The organism is uncultured Pseudoflavonifractor sp. (assembly GCA_904419835.1).
Lineage (GTDB): Bacteria > Bacillota > Clostridia > Oscillospirales > Oscillospiraceae > Pseudoflavonifractor.
This window is the reverse complement of sequence record CAJFTA010000009.1, coordinates 17,703-32,533: the sequence shown is the minus strand read 5'-3', so window position 1 is coordinate 32,533 and position 14,831 is coordinate 17,703. Positions and strand designations below refer to the sequence as shown.

Sequence of the window (14,831 nt, the reverse complement as noted above, 5' to 3'; positions counted from 1 at the left end):
TTTGCCCACCCCGAAGCGGGATGAAAAGAGCGCCTTAAGGCCCTTTGCCTACACCCAGTTCTGGCTCTTCTTGTTCTTGACCAGCTTATAGGCCGGATTGGGCGTGTCCACCCGGCGGAAGACCGCCTCATCGGTCAGCGCTCCGCACCGGGCCTCCACCCGGGTCTCTCCCTCGCCCAGGGGCACGCGGAAGGTGAACACCTTCTCCCCTGTCTGCTCTGAGAGCAGCTTCCCGTTTACATACAGGGACACCGCAGGCTGGTTGGTGTATACCTTCACCGTGGTCTCCGCCTCGGGGCGGTCCACATACCGCTTTCCGCATATGTGCACAAAGGGCTCCTCGCTCCAGTAGGCCTTGTAGGCATAGAAGCTGTCCTTTTTGGTCTTGCGGTCAAAGGTGATGAGGCCCTTGTGATTCATGCCGGGCTCGCCGCCCTGGTCCCGGGCGTCGGCGGCAAAATCGAACATATTCCACACGTGGGTGCTCCACATATAGGGATGCCGCTGGAAGCACTTGAGCATGAACTCATGGTAGATGGCCTGGTACTCCTCGGTATGGTCTCCCCGGTGGGGCTTGGAGGAATGGAGGTTGGGCATACCCTCGCAGCCGTACTCGGAGTAACCCAGGCACCGCTTGGGATAGACCAGGTGGAAGAAGGAGATCCACAGGTCGTTGAGGAACAGTCCGGGCACATACCAGCCAAGGTACAGATTCCAGGACACAATGTCGGAGATGTGTGCCGAGCGGTTAAAGGGGCCGCACATGGCATAGCAGGCCAGGGTGGTGGGCCGGCTGGCATCCATGGAGTGGCACAGGTCGTTGAGCACCCGGTGGTTGTCCAGCATGTCCGCCTTGTCCCTGGTGGAGATGGTGATCTCGTTGGACAGACCCCAGGTGACGATGGAGGGGTGATTGTAGTTCTGGACGACGAGCTCCTTCATCTGGCTGATGGTGTTGTCCCGGCCATTGGGCATGTGCTCGGAGATGTAGGGGATCTCCGCCCAGACAATCATGCCGTACTGGTCGCACAGGTCGTAGAAGTACTGGTCGTGCTGATAGTGGGCCAGGCGGATGGTGTTGGCGCCAATCTCCCGGATAAGGGCCATGTCCTCGTCGTGGTGGGCCCTGGTCAGGGCGTTGCCCAGGCCTTTCCGGTCCTGGTGGCGGGACACGCCGTGGAGGGGATAGGACCGCCCGTTGAGGAAGAAGCCCTCCTTGGGGTCCACCCGGAAGGTGCGCACGCCGAAACGGCTGGAGATCTCATCCACCGCCGCGCCGTTCTCCACCAGGCGCAGGGTGGCGGTATAGAGGTAGGGGTCCTTCACGCCATCCCACAGGTGTACGTTGGGGATCTCCAGGGTCACGTCGGTACCCTGGCCGCTGGCCACCGTGCTTCCCCCGGCGTCAGTGAGGGTCACCTCCACGGTGGGGTTTTCCGCGTTGGTCCAGCTCTCCACCCGGATTTTGCCGGTGGATCCCTCCACAGCGGGGGTGATGCGCAGGCCCGGACCGCCGAAATAGTCCAGGTCAAAGTGGTGCTTGCTCACCACCAGCAGCGTCACATCCCGATAGATGCCGCCGTAGAAGGTGAAGTCCGCCTTCTGGGGGTACACCCGGTCGTTGACGCTGTTGTCCACCCGGACGGTCATATGGTTCTCGGCCTGGAGCAGCCCGGTCACCTCCGCCCGGAAGGTGGAGTAGCCGCCGTCGTGGTGCATCACCGCTTTGCCGTTGAGCTCCACATCGGCGGAGGCGTTCACGCCCTGGAACTCCAGGTATACCGCCTGGGTCTCCGGGTCAAATTCGGGCATGGGGAACGTCTTTTCATAGGTACAGGTGCCGCGCCAGTAGTCGTTTCCGCCGTCCTGCCCGTCAACCGCATTCCAGGTGTGAGGCAGATCGAGCTTCTCCGGCCCTCCCTTGGGTCCGTAAAAGGTCCAATCCTGGTTTAAACAAATGCTGTTTCGCATCAGGCCTCTCCTTCCTTCCTGTTGGTGGAACTCTGCATCCATTGGCTCGAAGCGAGGTCCGAGCGCTGCCAATCTCTGGTTCCAATTTTAATTTCAATGCTCTTTTGCACAGGGTTGCAATCAGGTTTGCTTTCAGGGGATACCGGCCCGCCGGGCTTTCGTTGGCCCTCCCGCCTGTGGCTGTCTTTTGCCGGCAGGCATTGGGGGTTAGGCAAGTCCGCCGCAGAATCTCCGATCCTGCGGCGGACCTATTCAGCTTCCGCAGGGCCGGTCCGGTCCTGTCTTACTGGTTGGACTTCTTCTTTTTGCTGGGAATCATGTCGGCCACCAGCAGCGCCAGTGCCAGCACGCTCAGCACAGCCAGCACGATCTGGGTCACGTTAAGGGCCGTCTGCCACCAGGGGGTGACGGCCACGATTCTGGTGTTGGCTCCGATGCCGTCCATACCGCGGGAGTGCAGCACCGTGTAGAGAATCCGGTGGGAGGACTCCCGCAGAGCCTGGGCGATCTGGGCGTTGGGGGTGGCGCCGTCGGGACCGTAGGCAGCGAACTCAAAGCCCAGGTCTCCGCCGGAGGCGGTGTCCACGCCGGTGCCGGTGGTGCCGGGGAAGTTGTCGGGGATGTCGTTGCCCGCCAGCACCTCGTGGGGCTTGCTCATGTAGTCGCCCTCGTACATGTCGGTGACGGCAAAGCCGGTCATACCGGCCTCGCCGCGGAGCCAGTCGGTGAGCAGCTCGGAGCAGGCGCCCGACCACACCGCGCCGATGCGGTTGAAGGCGGTCATGACGCACTTGGCGTCGGCATTGACGATGGGCAGCTCAAAGGCCCGCAGGTAGATCTCGCGCATGGCCTGCTCGTTGCACCATGTGCCCAGGCCCTGCCGCTGCAGCTCCTGGTCGTTGAGGGCGAAGTGCTTGTTGTACACATACACGCCCTTGGACTGGATGCCGATGGTCTCATAGGTGTCGATGAGGCCGGTCAGGATGCCGTCCTCGGAGTAGTACTCGAACACACGGCCGGCATAGGGGGTGCGGTGAATGTTCAGGCCGCTGCCGTAGAAGCCGGCGTAGCCGGCCCACATGGCGTCCTCGCCGATGAGCTCGCCCACCTCCTGGACCAGCTGGTCGTTCATGGTGGCGGCCAGGATGCCGTTGCAGGGGTAGCAGGTGCCGGTCATCTCCTTGTCCGGGTCATTGGTCTGGTTGGCGTAGCCGTTGGGACCGGCGGAGTACTTCTGGGTCACGCCGGAGGGGCCGTTGTGGTCCAGGGTCTCGGGCTTGCCGATGGACTCCAGGGAGACCGTCATCCGCAGGCCCACGGCGCACAGGCGGGACATGTCCTCGTAGGTCAGCTGGTTGAGCAGGTCGTCCCACATGGGATCGTCGTAGGCAATCTCGCTGCCGTCCTCATTCTCCAGCAGCTGGATGAGGCTGTAGTTGGTCTCGTCGGAGCCCATCACCGGCCACTGGTCGTCGTTGGCGGGGAGATCCGCCGCGTCCAGAATGGTGTCCTCATACATCTGGTCGGTCATGGACAGCTGGACATAGTTGTCGTTCTCGCCGTCCTGGTTCTCGTCGGCCCAGAGCATCAGGGTGCCTTCCCAGTCGTTGCGGGACACGTAGGCGACGCTGTTGTCCCCCTTGCCCTCGTAGCGGTTGATGTCCGCGGAGGCAAACAGGCTGGTGACGTCGTTTCCGGTGCCGTAGGCCTTGGAGTAGGTCTGGGCGTCAAAGGTGTAGTCCGCGGCATAGGTCATGGCGGCGTTGCCGTCGGCGGTCATGCCGTCGGCGGTGGTGTAGCCCTTGGCAGCCAGAATGTTGTTGATGGCCGCGTGGCTGTTGTCCGCCGCGGTGAGGTAGTAGGTGTCATCCTCCAGGATATACACGCCGGTGCCCAGCGCGTCATAGCTGGTGAGGAAGTACTCGGGGACGCTGACGGTCACGGTCTCGCTCTGACCGGGCTCCAGGAGGCTGGTCTTGCCGTAGCCCACCAGCTCCACCGCCGCCTTTTCGATCTGGTTCTCGCGGTCGTAGTCGGTGTAGGGCTTCTGGGCGTACACCTGCACCGCCTTCTTGCCGGCCACGGAGCCGGTGTTGGTCACGGTGACGGACACGGTATAGGCCGTATCGGTGCCTGTGCCGGTCTTCTCCACCTGCATGTCGCTCATGTCAAAGGTGGTGTAGCTCAGGCCGTAGCCGAAGGGGTAGGCCACCACGTCGTTATAGACGTAGTCCCCCACGCCCGCGGTGCCCAGGACAACGTCCTCATAGCGGGTCTCCGTATAGCGGTAGCCCACGTAGATGCCCTCCTGGTAGACCACGTAGCTGGTAAACTTGGCAGGGCTGGAGGCGTAGGTGTAGTCGCCGGCGTTGGTATAGGTGTAGACGCCGAAGTTGGACATGGCGGGATCCAGCAGGTTGTTGGTCCACCAGGTGTCGGGCAGGGAGCCGGAGGGGTTCACCGCGCCGCTGAGGATGTCGCCCACGGCGTACAGGCCGCTCTGGCCCACCGAGCCGATCCACACGGCCGCGTCAATGCCGTAGGCCTCGTCGTTCAGGAAGGCGGCGGAGACCGGGTTGGCGCTGTTGATCAGGACCACGATGCCGCTGATCTCGCCGGCGTCCTTCATGGCCTTCAGGCCCTCCAGGATACCCAGCTCGTTGCGGTTGAGCATCAGGTAGTCGGAGTTGGCGCCCACGTCGGCGCCCAGGGGGTTGGTGCCTCCGTCAATATGGCCGGTGCTCTTGAGGTCGTTGGCCTCGCCGCCCACGCGGCCCACCACAAAGACGGCCACCTCGCCGTTGCCGAAGGTGCTGGCCGCGTCGCTCTCGGCGATGGCGTTCCAGCGGGCCTCGTTGATCTCCTCGCCGCTGGAGGAGAAATCACGGCCGTACTCCTCCTCCGTGTACCAGTCCAGAAGGGCCTCGTTGGTGACGGTCAGGCCGCTTTCGGTCAGGGCGTCCACATAGGAGGGGGCGTCGGCGGTATTCACCGCGCCGGAGCCGGTACCGCCGTACACGGGGGAGTTGGCGGTGGCGCCGAACAGGGAGACCTCGGGGTTCTGCAGGGGCAGGATGCCGTTGTTTTTCAGCAGCACCGCGCCCTCGGCCTCCACCTCCTCAGCCTTGGCCAGGCCGGCGGCCTTCAGGTCGGCCACGGAGCTGAAGGTGGACTCATAGTAGCGCACATACTCGCCGGAGTCCTCGCCGTCCGTCACCGTCATGGAGGTGGAGGTGCCCAGGAAGCTGTTGATCTGGCCGGAGAACTGGCCGGCGATGGTGCCGCCGAAGTAGGCCACAATCAGCAATCCCACCGTAACATTGGCAAAAAGTTTCTTCAGTGTTCTTTTCTTTGAGGATTTCATTGGAAGTTCTCCTCTCTGCGAGTTCTTTCCATCAGGCGGACCGGTACTTTTTCAGATAGAGCGCAATCTCGCTGATCACGAGGGTCGCCGCAATCAGCGCGGCGCAGACTACCAGCTGCGTAAACGCGGGGAAGGGCTCGATTCCGTAGATTGTATCCGAAACCGGCCAGATGGCGATGTTGATAAACAGCATCAGGGAGATTCCGCTGCCCAGGCAGAGAAGGGCCGGAGCAAACCCAGCGGTCTTCTCCCCCGCCAGCAGCAGCACGGCGGCAATGACGCCGGCAGCCGCCAGGATCACGCAGATGCGGACATCAAACACCTGCTCCTTGTACTCGATGCCGGGGAAGATTACCCCGTAGCAGATAGCAGCGGCCACGGCCAGCACGCAGGACAAGATGCCGACATAAAAGCCGAATGCTTTTTTGCTTGTCTTCATGAAAAACGCTCCTTTCGGCGGACGGACAGGAGCGCGCTCCTGTCCGTCCGGGAAATGACCATATGATACGCAGCGTTGGAACGGGCTGTTAGGCGGCCTTGTCGAAGATCAGGCAGTAGGTCCAGTCGCCCTCGGTGCCGGGACGCTCCAGGTGCTCCTCGCTGGCGCCCAGCAGGAGCTGGCCCTGGTTGTTGATGCCGATGATGAGGCTGCGCTCGGTGGTGTCCACGTCAGCGGGGGCGCCGGTGGCCAGCTGGTCCAGGAACAGGCCGCAGACGTCCACGTCCTGGAAGCGCATGGTGGCGGGGCCGGGCTGCTTGTAGAACTCGCCCTCGGTCACCACTTCGCCCTGGGGGAAGTCGGACCAGGCGGTGGAACCGCGGTAGCCGGCGTCCAGGCCCTCGGCGGTGAGGGCGTCGTTGATGGCGGCCACGCCGAAGGTCAGGTCGCCGGTCAGGTTGTACACCTGGTTGTGGATGTAGGCAGCCTCGTCCACCAGCTCAGAGGGATCCAGAGAGAAGGTGATGGCGAAGGTGGCGGCGTTCTCCACCGCGTCATAGGTGGAGCCGCCGGCGTAGACCTGGGACAGGGTCCAGCTGCCCTCCATCTCAGACACGTCGCTGCTGTAATAGAGCTGGGTGACGGGGGCGCTGGGGTCGGGCTCGGCGGCCACGTCCTCGGAGGGCTCGGCGGGGGTGCTCTCGCTGGGCTCCACGGGGGTGGTCTCGCTGGGCTGGACGCTTTCGGTGACAGGGGTGGTGCCGGTGGGCTGGACGTCGTCGGTGGCGGGGGTGGTCTCGTTGGCGCAGCCGGCGAGCATCATCAGGCTCAGGCTCAGGGCCAGGCCAGCGCTGAGAATCTTCTTCATGTTCATGACAATTCGCTCCTTTTGCACTTATTTGCGGTTGAATAACTTGAAAATAGCCACATGGGGACAGGCCTCAGATGGGCGAGGCCTGTCCCATGTGTTCCGCCGGGACATCCGTCCGGGCGGGAAAACGGACTGAGTTAGTAGCTCAGACCGAAGCCGGACTGATAGAGGTTGCCGTCGGCATCCATGTAGGCGTAAGAGCCGGAGGGGGAGGCAGCCAGCACGTCGGCGTCCATGTACTGGTCCTTCACATAGCCGGGCACGTCGTTGGGGGAGACGCAGACGTCCCAGACCTCGCCGTTCAGGTCGGTCTCAACCAGGGCGATGACGGAGGCGTCGGCCACCATGGTCAGGGGCAGCTTGCCGGTGGGGCTGGCGGCGCCGGACACGATCTGGGTGATGGCGTCGTCGGTGTTGTTGAAGGTGCCCAGCAGGGCGTCGCAGTAGGGCTCCATGTTGGTCAGGATCCAGGCGTTGGAGGCGTTGATCTCGCCGATAACCTTGCCGCCGTTGGCGTGGACAGCGTCGGCGATCTCCTGGAACTTATCCATGCTGGCCACAGTGGTCACCAGAGCAGTCTCGTCAGTGCGCTTGGCGTTGTTGTCATAGACGGGAGTCTCTACGTCCTCGGCCAGGTCCAGAATGGCCAGTTCGCTCTTGCCGGTGCCCACGATGGTGGGATCCACGCGCAGATAGGCCACGTCGGCCTCGTTGTAATCGTCCACAACGGTGAAGCCCTCGGCCTCCAGGGCGGAGACCATGCCGCTGACATCGGCGTCGTCGTTCTGGTTAAAGCCCTGGACATAGACGCTCACGCTGGTGTCGCTCAGGGGCAGGGCGGACTCGGAGTTCTTCATCAGGACGATGGAGTTCAGGTGCATCTCCTCGGCCAGAGCCTCCACCTGGGGGGTCACCCCGTCGACGGTGGCCACGCTCTCCTCCAGGTCGCGGTAGGGGTTGTCCAGGTTGCCGCTCTGCATCTGGGGCAGCAGACGGTTGGTGGCGGCCCGCTCCAGGTCCTCCCGGGTCACGTCGCCGGCGGCCAGGGCCTGATCCAGCAGCTCGGAGGCGGTGGCATCTTCAAAGCTGATAACGCCAGCGTCGCAGCCGGACTTCACAAACAGGACCATACGCTCATAGCTGGTGAGGTCCTCCACGCCCTGCTGGGAGTTGGGCTGCAGAGAGTCGGAGTTGATGAGGCCGTCAAAGCCCAGAACCTCGCGCAGCAGGTACAGCAGCACGTCCTCGTTGAAGGCGTTGCCGCGGCCCTCCAGGCGGATGTCGTAGGTCTCGCCGTTGTAAGTAATGGACTGGGGCGCGATACGCTCGTCGATGATGGGCTGGGAGTAGCCGGGCATGACGCCGGCGGCGCCGGCCTCAAAGGCGGCGATGAAGGGCACCAGCTGATAGTCGGCCAGGGAGTTCTCGGTGGAGTAGATGCGGTAGCGGCCGGTCTGTCCGTGGGACTCGAAGCCGTTGTAGGCCGCGCCGTCGCCGGGGAAGTGCTTCACGGTGACGAGCACGCTGCCCTCCACCATGCCCTGGTCGCCGTTCTGATAGCCCTTGACCAGGTTGGCGGCGATCTCGGCGCTCATGTCCTCACGCTCGCCGTAGGTGCCGTTGTTGCGGCTCCAGCGGGGGTCGGTGGCCAGGTCGATCTGGGGGCCGTACAGGCCGTCCACGCCCTTGGCCCACATGACCTGGCGGTCCATCTGGGCGTCCTCCAGCACGGCGTCGGCGTTGCCCGCGCCCAGGGAGGCGGCGGCCACGCCCTCAGAGTTGGGCAGGCCGTGGGCGATGGGGTTGGTGAACATGAAGAACGGGACAGCCACCTCGCCGTTGGCGATGGCGTCGTACTCGCTGTACTGCTCCAGGCCGTTGTTGAACCACACGGCCACCTCGGTCTCGGGGTTGGCGCGCAGCACGAAGGTGCGGGACTTGGAGGTGTTCAGCCACTCGATGTTGGTGGCGCCCTCGTCGTCGCCGCCACCAAAACCGCCGGTGGGGGCGTACATCAGAGTCCAGACGGGCTCGCCGTTCTCATCCACCACGTCGGCGGTGGCAGTGCTCTTGGGGCTGTAAGCCATAACGTTGACAACCTGGTGGGTCAGCTGGGTGTCGGTGAGGGCCGCGGCCATGGCCTCGGCGCGGGTCTGGGCGTCCAGACGCCAGTCCTCAAAGTCGTCCAGCTCCTGGTCGTTGTCCAGGTCGCGGAAGTACTTGCCGTCCTGAACCACCACGCCCAGCAGGGTCACGCCGATGGTGGGGCCGTCCTCATTCTCATAGAACACGGGGTCAAGGAACTCGGCGGTCAGCTCATCCTCGCTGGATACGGTGTAGGGCGCGGGGATGTAGCCGTCCTGAATGGCGGTCTCGCTGGGAGTGGGTGCGGGGGTCTGGGTCTGGCTGGGACTGGGGGTATTCTCAGCCGTGTTGGTGCAGGAGGTCGCCAGTGAGACGAGCATGGCTGCCGAGAGCAGCAGGGGAACGATTCTCTTCATGTGTAACTCTCCTTCCTCATAAATATGGCCAATTTCGAGCCGAATACATTATATGCGAATTATCCATTTTGAACAGCAAACCATGCATAAGCCGCAGATTTTTTGCACGAACTGCATCAACCGTGCCCGGGCACCTCCCATCCCCGGCCCAAGGCCGTTTTCTTCCCTTCCGGCGCGGAAAATCCCGGCAGAGGCGAAAAAATACCTGTACCGGCCCCGTTTGGACTGGTACAGGTATAAAACTCAGATGAGGTGCGCCTTGCACGCAGGCAGTCGCCGCGGCGCATGAAGCTTTGCCCGCCGCCCGGCATTCTGCCGAATGCTACGCCGGCTGCCGGCTGCTGTCAATGAGCCAGATCGTCAGCTTAAATACGCCGTTCTCCGCTTTTACCTTCAGCTTTCCGCCGTATTTCCCGGCAATGGCCTGCATGCTCTTCATGCCATAGCCGTGGAAGTCCTCTGTGTCGGGCTGGGTTGTGACGGGCAGGTCCTCTTCAAAGTGCAGCTGCCCCTGGTAGTAGTTGGTCACGCTGATGGACACCAGGTCGCCGCTGTTTCGGATAATCATGCTGATCTGGCGCTTCTCCTCCTCCACCCTGCGGGCGGCCTCCACCGCATTGCCCAGGGCGTTGCCCAGCAGGGAATAGACGTCCGCCTCCGTGAGGAACTTCAGGCAGCTCCCGTCCCCCAGGAAACTCAGCTGAATGTGGTCCTTTTCGCACAGAAGGGCCCGGTCGGCCAGCAGCACGTCCAGCGTCTGGCTGCCGGTGCGGTAGGTCTGGTCATAGATGCGGATGAGGTCCTTGAGCTCCTTCTCCTCATCGTCGGTGATGGGCAGGTGATAGTCCTCCAGCTTGTGGCGGATATCGTGGCACTTCATGTTGATGAGCTCAATGGTGTCCTTCCGCTCGGCCAGCTGCTTGCTGTCCTTCTTCCACAGCATGCGCACCATCTCAATCTCCTTGGTCAGCTTGGCCTTCTGATAGAGCTCAAACTGCATGACCAGGCACAGCAGACAGCATATAATGGCGTAAAGGCTCTCCGCAATGATGGTGCTCTCCGACCGGACTCCGCCGCTTTTGACCAGCCGGGTGATTCCGACGCAGATCAGCACCATGACCGCGCTGAGCAGGCCCAGCCCAAATCGAAATTCCATTGTTTCAAAATCGATGTTAAAGGCGCCAATCCTTCTGGAAAAGATCAGATAGACGGCCAGGCAGAAGGGAAGATAGGAGAGGAGCGCCCCGGCAAAATACATCCAGGAATTGGGGTCCAGGTATGCGGACGGGTCAAATCTCAGGCTGATGATCTGCAGAATCTGATAAATCAGGTGCTGCGTCGCGCGCCCGGCGCTGGCACAACCCAGCGCCTGTTCCCAGCCGGTCTGAAAGCAGAAGTGAAAGATCGCCAGCAGCATGCAGAATTCGAGGAGGTAGTAGACGAATACCAGCAGGTTTGAAACGGACAGCAGCCGGCCAATCAGGCATACTCCCCCCGCCCCCAGGCCCACAGAGGTGATAAAACGCGCCGTAAAATGCTTTTTCCGGGAAAAATTTACAAAAAACAGGGAGAAACACATCAGATTTTCAATGTATACCAGGAGAAATTCATCCATCGTCTAGGTCCCACCTACCATGTATTCCGCATAGGCCTGCAGGAACTTCTGCTTGTACGACCGGCCGATGTGCAGCTTTTCCCCCTCCACCAGCACGTCGTCGCCCACCACGCTGCGCACATACTGCATGTTGACCACGTGCCACCGGCTGATGGCGCAGAAGCTCTCCGGCAGCTGCTGGTCAATGGACTTCAGCGTCCCCAGCGAACGGTATACCTGGTCCCGGGTGTGCCAGTTGAGGTAGTGCCCGTCCACCTCCACGTAGTATATCTTCCGCACCTGGAGGCCCACGGTCTCCCCTTCCGTCCGAATCACAATCCGCTCCCCCACGGTGCTGCCCACGTGGGCTATAATCCGGTTGAGCTTCAGGTCAAGGGCGTAGTCGTTGACCGGCTTCAGGATGTAGTCGAATGCCTCCACAGCGTAGCCCTCCACGGCATACTGCGCCATGTTGCTCACAAATACAAGGGTCACCCCGTGATCTATCCGCCGGATGGCCTTCGCCGCCTCCATGCCGGACATATGGGGCATCTCAATGTCCATAAAGATCAGATCATAGTTTGATTTGTATTTGTTGATCAGCTTGAGCGCGTCGGGATGCCGCGTAATCCGAAACTCCAGCTGATTTTTTTGATGCATACCGCGTCAGGGAATTTATGATGGTCTTTGCGTCCTGGTCATTGTCCTCAACCACTGCAATATTGAACATTTTACTCACCTTCCCTGTGCCCGTCCTTTCCCGGGAAGCGAGCGCCGCACATCTCGTCAGCCTGTATTGAACGGAACGCTCGCCTCGCTTCTGTGAATTTTTATGTCTCTTTTTGATTATAATAATATCATAATCATATTCTGCTGTGCCGGGCAATTGATTTCATCTGCAATTTACAGTTTCTCCACTCCCGGGCGCCCGCCGGCGTTTTTCACCGGCCAGGGAGGATTGAGAGGCCGGAACACAAAAAACAGCGGCAGGCGGACCCTTCCCAAACCCGAAGAGGCCGCCTACCGCTGTAATTTTTCAAACCCACCAGAATTAGAAAAGGTATAGGCAATGTCGATGTGCCCGTCCTCAAAAACCAAAATCTGCTTCACAGTCTCCGCTACGGTGACCCGGTCCAGCGCAGTCAGCTTCCCCTGCCGGATCAGGTCGTCCACCCAGGGGCGTCGGCCGCCGTCCTCCCCATTGCCGGAGAGCTGTTCCAGCTGGGCGGCCGCCTCCCGCTCCTGGCGCTCGTAGTCCTCCTGATAGCGGAGAAAATCCCTCCGGCTGATGAGCCCCTCCCGGAAGTCCTCATAGGCGGCCTTTTTCAGCCGGTAGATCCGCTCCAGCCCACCCTCCAGCCGTTCCCGCCCGGCCCGGGAGCTCCGCGCGGCCTGAGCCGTCTCCTGGTCCGCAATGGCCGCGATGTCCTCCACCGCGGCGATCATCCGGTTCAGGTCCTCCAGCACAATCTCTTCCAGCAGGCTGTGGGAGACGCTGTGCCTGCTGCATGCGGCGGGGCCGTAGCGCTTGTAGGATCCGCAGCTGTAGTAGATGCCTCCGGCGCTTCTGGTCTTTACCATGGCCCGCCCGCAGTCGCCGCAGCGGAGAAACCCGGCGAAGGGGCTCCGGTTCTGCTCAAAGCTCAGTTCCCTGGTCCGCCTGCCCAGCAGGGCCTGCACCCGCTCCCACTGCTCCGGCGGGATGACGGCCTCATGGGTGTCCGGCACCACCGCCCAGTCCTCTCTGGCCTTCCGCCTGGCCCTGCCGTGCATGGCGGAGCGGCTCTCCCGCCCCTGTTCCATGTTGCCGGCGTACATCTGGTTCTGCAAAATCCGGTGGACGGTGGCGTAGGTCCAGTAGGTGGTCTTGTCCAGCCTGCGGCCGTTGCGGTACCGCTCCCCCACAATCCGCTTGTACTCGCTGGGGCTGGGAATCCCCTCCTGGTTCAGGATTTTGGCAATCCTGACTTTCCCGCACCCGCTCTCAAACAGGCCGAAAATCCGCCGCACCACCTGGGCGGCGGGCGGGTCGATGAGGAGATGGCTGTGGTTTTCCGGGTCTTTCCGGTAGCCGTAGCTGGCGAAGGCCCCCACAAACTCCCCCCGCTCCTGCTTGGTGCGGATGGCGGAGCGCACCTTGTCCGAGATATCCCGGGCATATTGGGTGTTGAAGATGTTTTTCATGGGCAGCAGCATGTCGTACCGGCCCCGGGCGCTGTCCACATGGTCGTTGACGGCGATGAACCGGACCCCGCGGGCGGGAAACTCCCGCTCCAGGTACCGCCCCACCTCGATGTAGTCCCGGCCGAACCGGGACAGGTCCTTGACCACCACGCAGTTCACCTTTCCCCGGGCGATATCCTCCTCCATGCGGCGGAAGGCGGGGCGGTCAAAGTTGGTGCCGGTATAGCCGTCGTCCTGGTAAAAGCCTGCCAGGCGCAGCTCCGGATGGGCGTCTATGTACTGCTCCAGCAGTCCCCGCTGGTTGGCGATGCTGTCGCTCTCCGCCTTGTCCCCGTCCTCCCGGGACAGGCGCAGGTAGCCCGCCGCGCTCCAAATCTCCACATCCCCGCCCCCTTCGGTGTAAATCCCTCAGTTCTTGTGGGCCCGGATAAGGGCCCGCACCAGGGCCTCCGGGTCCCTGGTGCCGTCGAACCGGCGGAATATCCGCCACGCACACTTTTCCCCCGGCATATTCCGTTCTGCCACAGCGTGTCCTCCCCTCCGGCGTTCTGCTCCCATTGTATGTGGCCTCGCAGCAGAAATATGCGGGCTGACAGGGAAAATAAAAGAGCCCTCCACCGACTCCGTCACCTGCTTCAGGTGGGTCGGTGTGAGGGCTCTCTCCTGTCTTATCCGTTGTATCCCGTCCAGCGCACGGGGCTTTGCTGTTTGCCGGTCCCAGCCCGTTACTTCTCCCGCCTGGGAACGATGTGCTCCTTGTCCTTGTAGATGGAGTTGGCGGGGATGACGCCCCGGACGCAGGAGGTGGGGTATACGCTGCTGTGCCGGCCCAGGATGGTACCCGGGTTAAGGACCGCGTTGCAGCCGACATCCACAAAGTCGCCCAAAATGGCGCCTACTTTTCTCCGTCCGGTGGGGATGTCGGTCTCTCCCTTCACCACCACCGGGGTCTTGTCCGACTTGATGTTGGAGGTGACAGAACCGGCGCCCATGTGGCTCTTGTAGCCCAGGATGGAGTCTCCCACATAATTGTAGTGGGGCGTCTGGACGCTGTCAAAGAGGATGACGTTCTTCAGCTCCACCGAGTTGCCCACCACGCAGTTGGCCCCCACAAGCGCGGAGCCCCGGATAAAGGCGCAGTGGCGCACCTGGGTCTCAGGTCCGATGATGCAGGGCGCGCCCAGGTAGGCGGTGGGGGCCACCACAGCGGTTTTGTGGACCCAGACGTGCTCCTGGGGCTGGCTGTACTCCTCCGGGGAGAGGCGGCTGCCCAGGGAGAGAATCAGCTCCTTGATGCCGTCCAGGGCCTCCCAGGGGTACTGGAACTGGCTGAGGTACTCCCCCGCCATGGTGTGGGACAGATCGAGCAGCTCAGGAATCGTGATGTTCATCAATATGGGGCCTCCCATCTTTCCGTTTTCTGTTTTGCGGCTTGGACACAGGCTCGCTCCCTGCTCCGGCGGTTCCGGGCCGCTCCGCCGCTCTGTGCTGTTTTCCTGTATCATAGCACAAAGCGCCCCAAAAAGCCACTTATATTTGGCATTCCGGCGCCAAAAGCTCTGCAAGTCATTGCTGCCCGCCCGGCGCCTGCGTGCCCCCTCTTATCACCTCCCCTCCTCAGCCATTTGGAGGCACTGCAATTCCCCCTTTACCCGACAAATGACGGCGCAATAATCCCAATTTAATGACCCCGGGGCAAAAGATAACATATATCAACATCCGCATCCCTGTCTGAGCTCCAAAAAATGACGATTTTGATATGTTTGAATAGCCTTTTCTGGAAAGAAGTGTTATAATACAGTTCAACAAAATTTTGCACCTTTTCCGGGGCGGGTGGCCGTCGGTGTGGCGGCGGGCGGAATACGGGCATTGGCAGCGCTCCTCATGAGCCGGCTCTGTATGAAAGC

9 protein-coding genes are annotated in these 14,831 nt (G+C 61.9%); all 9 read right to left on the bottom strand.

The genetic code is table 11. The annotated features are described in order from the left end of the window. Nucleotides 1–48: 48 nt before the first annotated feature. The 9 genes from QZY67_RS02760 to QZY67_RS02720 all read right to left on the bottom strand — a co-directional run bounded on the left by QZY67_RS02760 (nucleotide 49) and on the right by QZY67_RS02720 (nucleotide 14,315). Nucleotides 49–1,971 (bottom strand): glycoside hydrolase family 2 TIM barrel-domain containing protein, encoded by a 1,923-nt coding sequence (locus QZY67_RS02760; RefSeq protein WP_295368429.1) that lies wholly within the window; start codon nucleotides 1,969–1,971, stop codon nucleotides 49–51. Between the two features lie 283 nt (nucleotides 1,972–2,254). Then, complete coding sequence (locus QZY67_RS02755) at nucleotides 2,255–5,335, bottom strand: glycoside hydrolase family 3 C-terminal domain-containing protein (RefSeq protein ID WP_295368428.1); 3,081 nt, start codon at nucleotides 5,333–5,335, stop codon at nucleotides 2,255–2,257. Between the two features lie 31 nt (nucleotides 5,336–5,366). After that, nucleotides 5,367–5,774 (bottom strand): hypothetical protein, encoded by a 408-nt coding sequence (locus tag QZY67_RS02750; RefSeq protein WP_295368427.1) that lies wholly within the window; start codon nucleotides 5,772–5,774, stop codon nucleotides 5,367–5,369. Nucleotides 5,775–5,862: 88 nt separating this feature from the next. Then, on the bottom strand, nucleotides 5,863–6,648 hold the full coding sequence (locus QZY67_RS02745) for a hypothetical protein (protein WP_295368426.1): 786 nt from the start codon (nucleotides 6,646–6,648) through the stop codon (nucleotides 5,863–5,865). A gap of 134 nt (nucleotides 6,649–6,782) precedes the next feature. Next, nucleotides 6,783–9,146 carry a glycoside hydrolase family 3 N-terminal domain-containing protein gene (locus QZY67_RS02740; RefSeq protein ID WP_295368425.1) on the bottom strand — a complete coding sequence of 788 codons (2,364 nt, stop codon included), beginning with the start codon at nucleotides 9,144–9,146 and terminating at the stop codon, nucleotides 6,783–6,785. A 322-nt stretch (nucleotides 9,147–9,468) separates the two neighbouring features. Next, entirely contained in the window at nucleotides 9,469–10,761 is a 1,293-nt protein-coding gene (locus QZY67_RS02735) for an ATP-binding protein (protein ID WP_295368424.1), read from the bottom strand. A gap of 3 nt (nucleotides 10,762–10,764) precedes the next feature. Continuing rightward, a complete protein-coding gene (locus QZY67_RS02730; RefSeq protein ID WP_295368423.1) occupies nucleotides 10,765–11,400 on the bottom strand; it encodes a LytTR family DNA-binding domain-containing protein in 636 nt (211 codons plus the stop codon). Between the two features lie 360 nt (nucleotides 11,401–11,760). Then, nucleotides 11,761–13,305, bottom strand: coding sequence for a recombinase family protein (locus QZY67_RS02725; protein WP_295368422.1), 1,545 nt, complete (start codon nucleotides 13,303–13,305; stop codon nucleotides 11,761–11,763). Nucleotides 13,306–13,649: 344 nt separating this feature from the next. Continuing rightward, nucleotides 13,650–14,315, bottom strand: coding sequence for a UDP-N-acetylglucosamine pyrophosphorylase (locus QZY67_RS02720; RefSeq protein WP_294532382.1), 666 nt, complete (start codon nucleotides 14,313–14,315; stop codon nucleotides 13,650–13,652). Nucleotides 14,316–14,831: the final 516 nt, after the last annotated feature.

What these genes read in the sequence shown, in the direction of transcription:
- QZY67_RS02730 (WP_295368423.1), bottom strand. Translation starts at nt 11,400, where the DNA reads ATGCATCAAAAAAATCAGCTGGAGTTTCGGATTACGCGGCATCCCGAC.
- QZY67_RS02720 (WP_294532382.1), bottom strand. Translation starts at nt 14,315, where the DNA reads ATGAACATCACGATTCCTGAGCTGCTCGATCTGTCCCACACCATGGCG.
- QZY67_RS02740 (WP_295368425.1), bottom strand. Translation starts at nt 9,146, where the DNA reads ATGAAGAGAATCGTTCCCCTGCTGCTCTCGGCAGCCATGCTCGTCTCA.
- QZY67_RS02755 (WP_295368428.1), bottom strand. Translation starts at nt 5,335, where the DNA reads ATGAAATCCTCAAAGAAAAGAACACTGAAGAAACTTTTTGCCAATGTT.
- QZY67_RS02760 (WP_295368429.1), bottom strand. Translation starts at nt 1,971, where the DNA reads ATGCGAAACAGCATTTGTTTAAACCAGGATTGGACCTTTTACGGACCC.
- QZY67_RS02750 (WP_295368427.1), bottom strand. Translation starts at nt 5,774, where the DNA reads ATGAAGACAAGCAAAAAAGCATTCGGCTTTTATGTCGGCATCTTGTCC.
- QZY67_RS02745 (WP_295368426.1), bottom strand. Translation starts at nt 6,648, where the DNA reads ATGAACATGAAGAAGATTCTCAGCGCTGGCCTGGCCCTGAGCCTGAGC.
- QZY67_RS02735 (WP_295368424.1), bottom strand. Translation starts at nt 10,761, where the DNA reads ATGGATGAATTTCTCCTGGTATACATTGAAAATCTGATGTGTTTCTCC.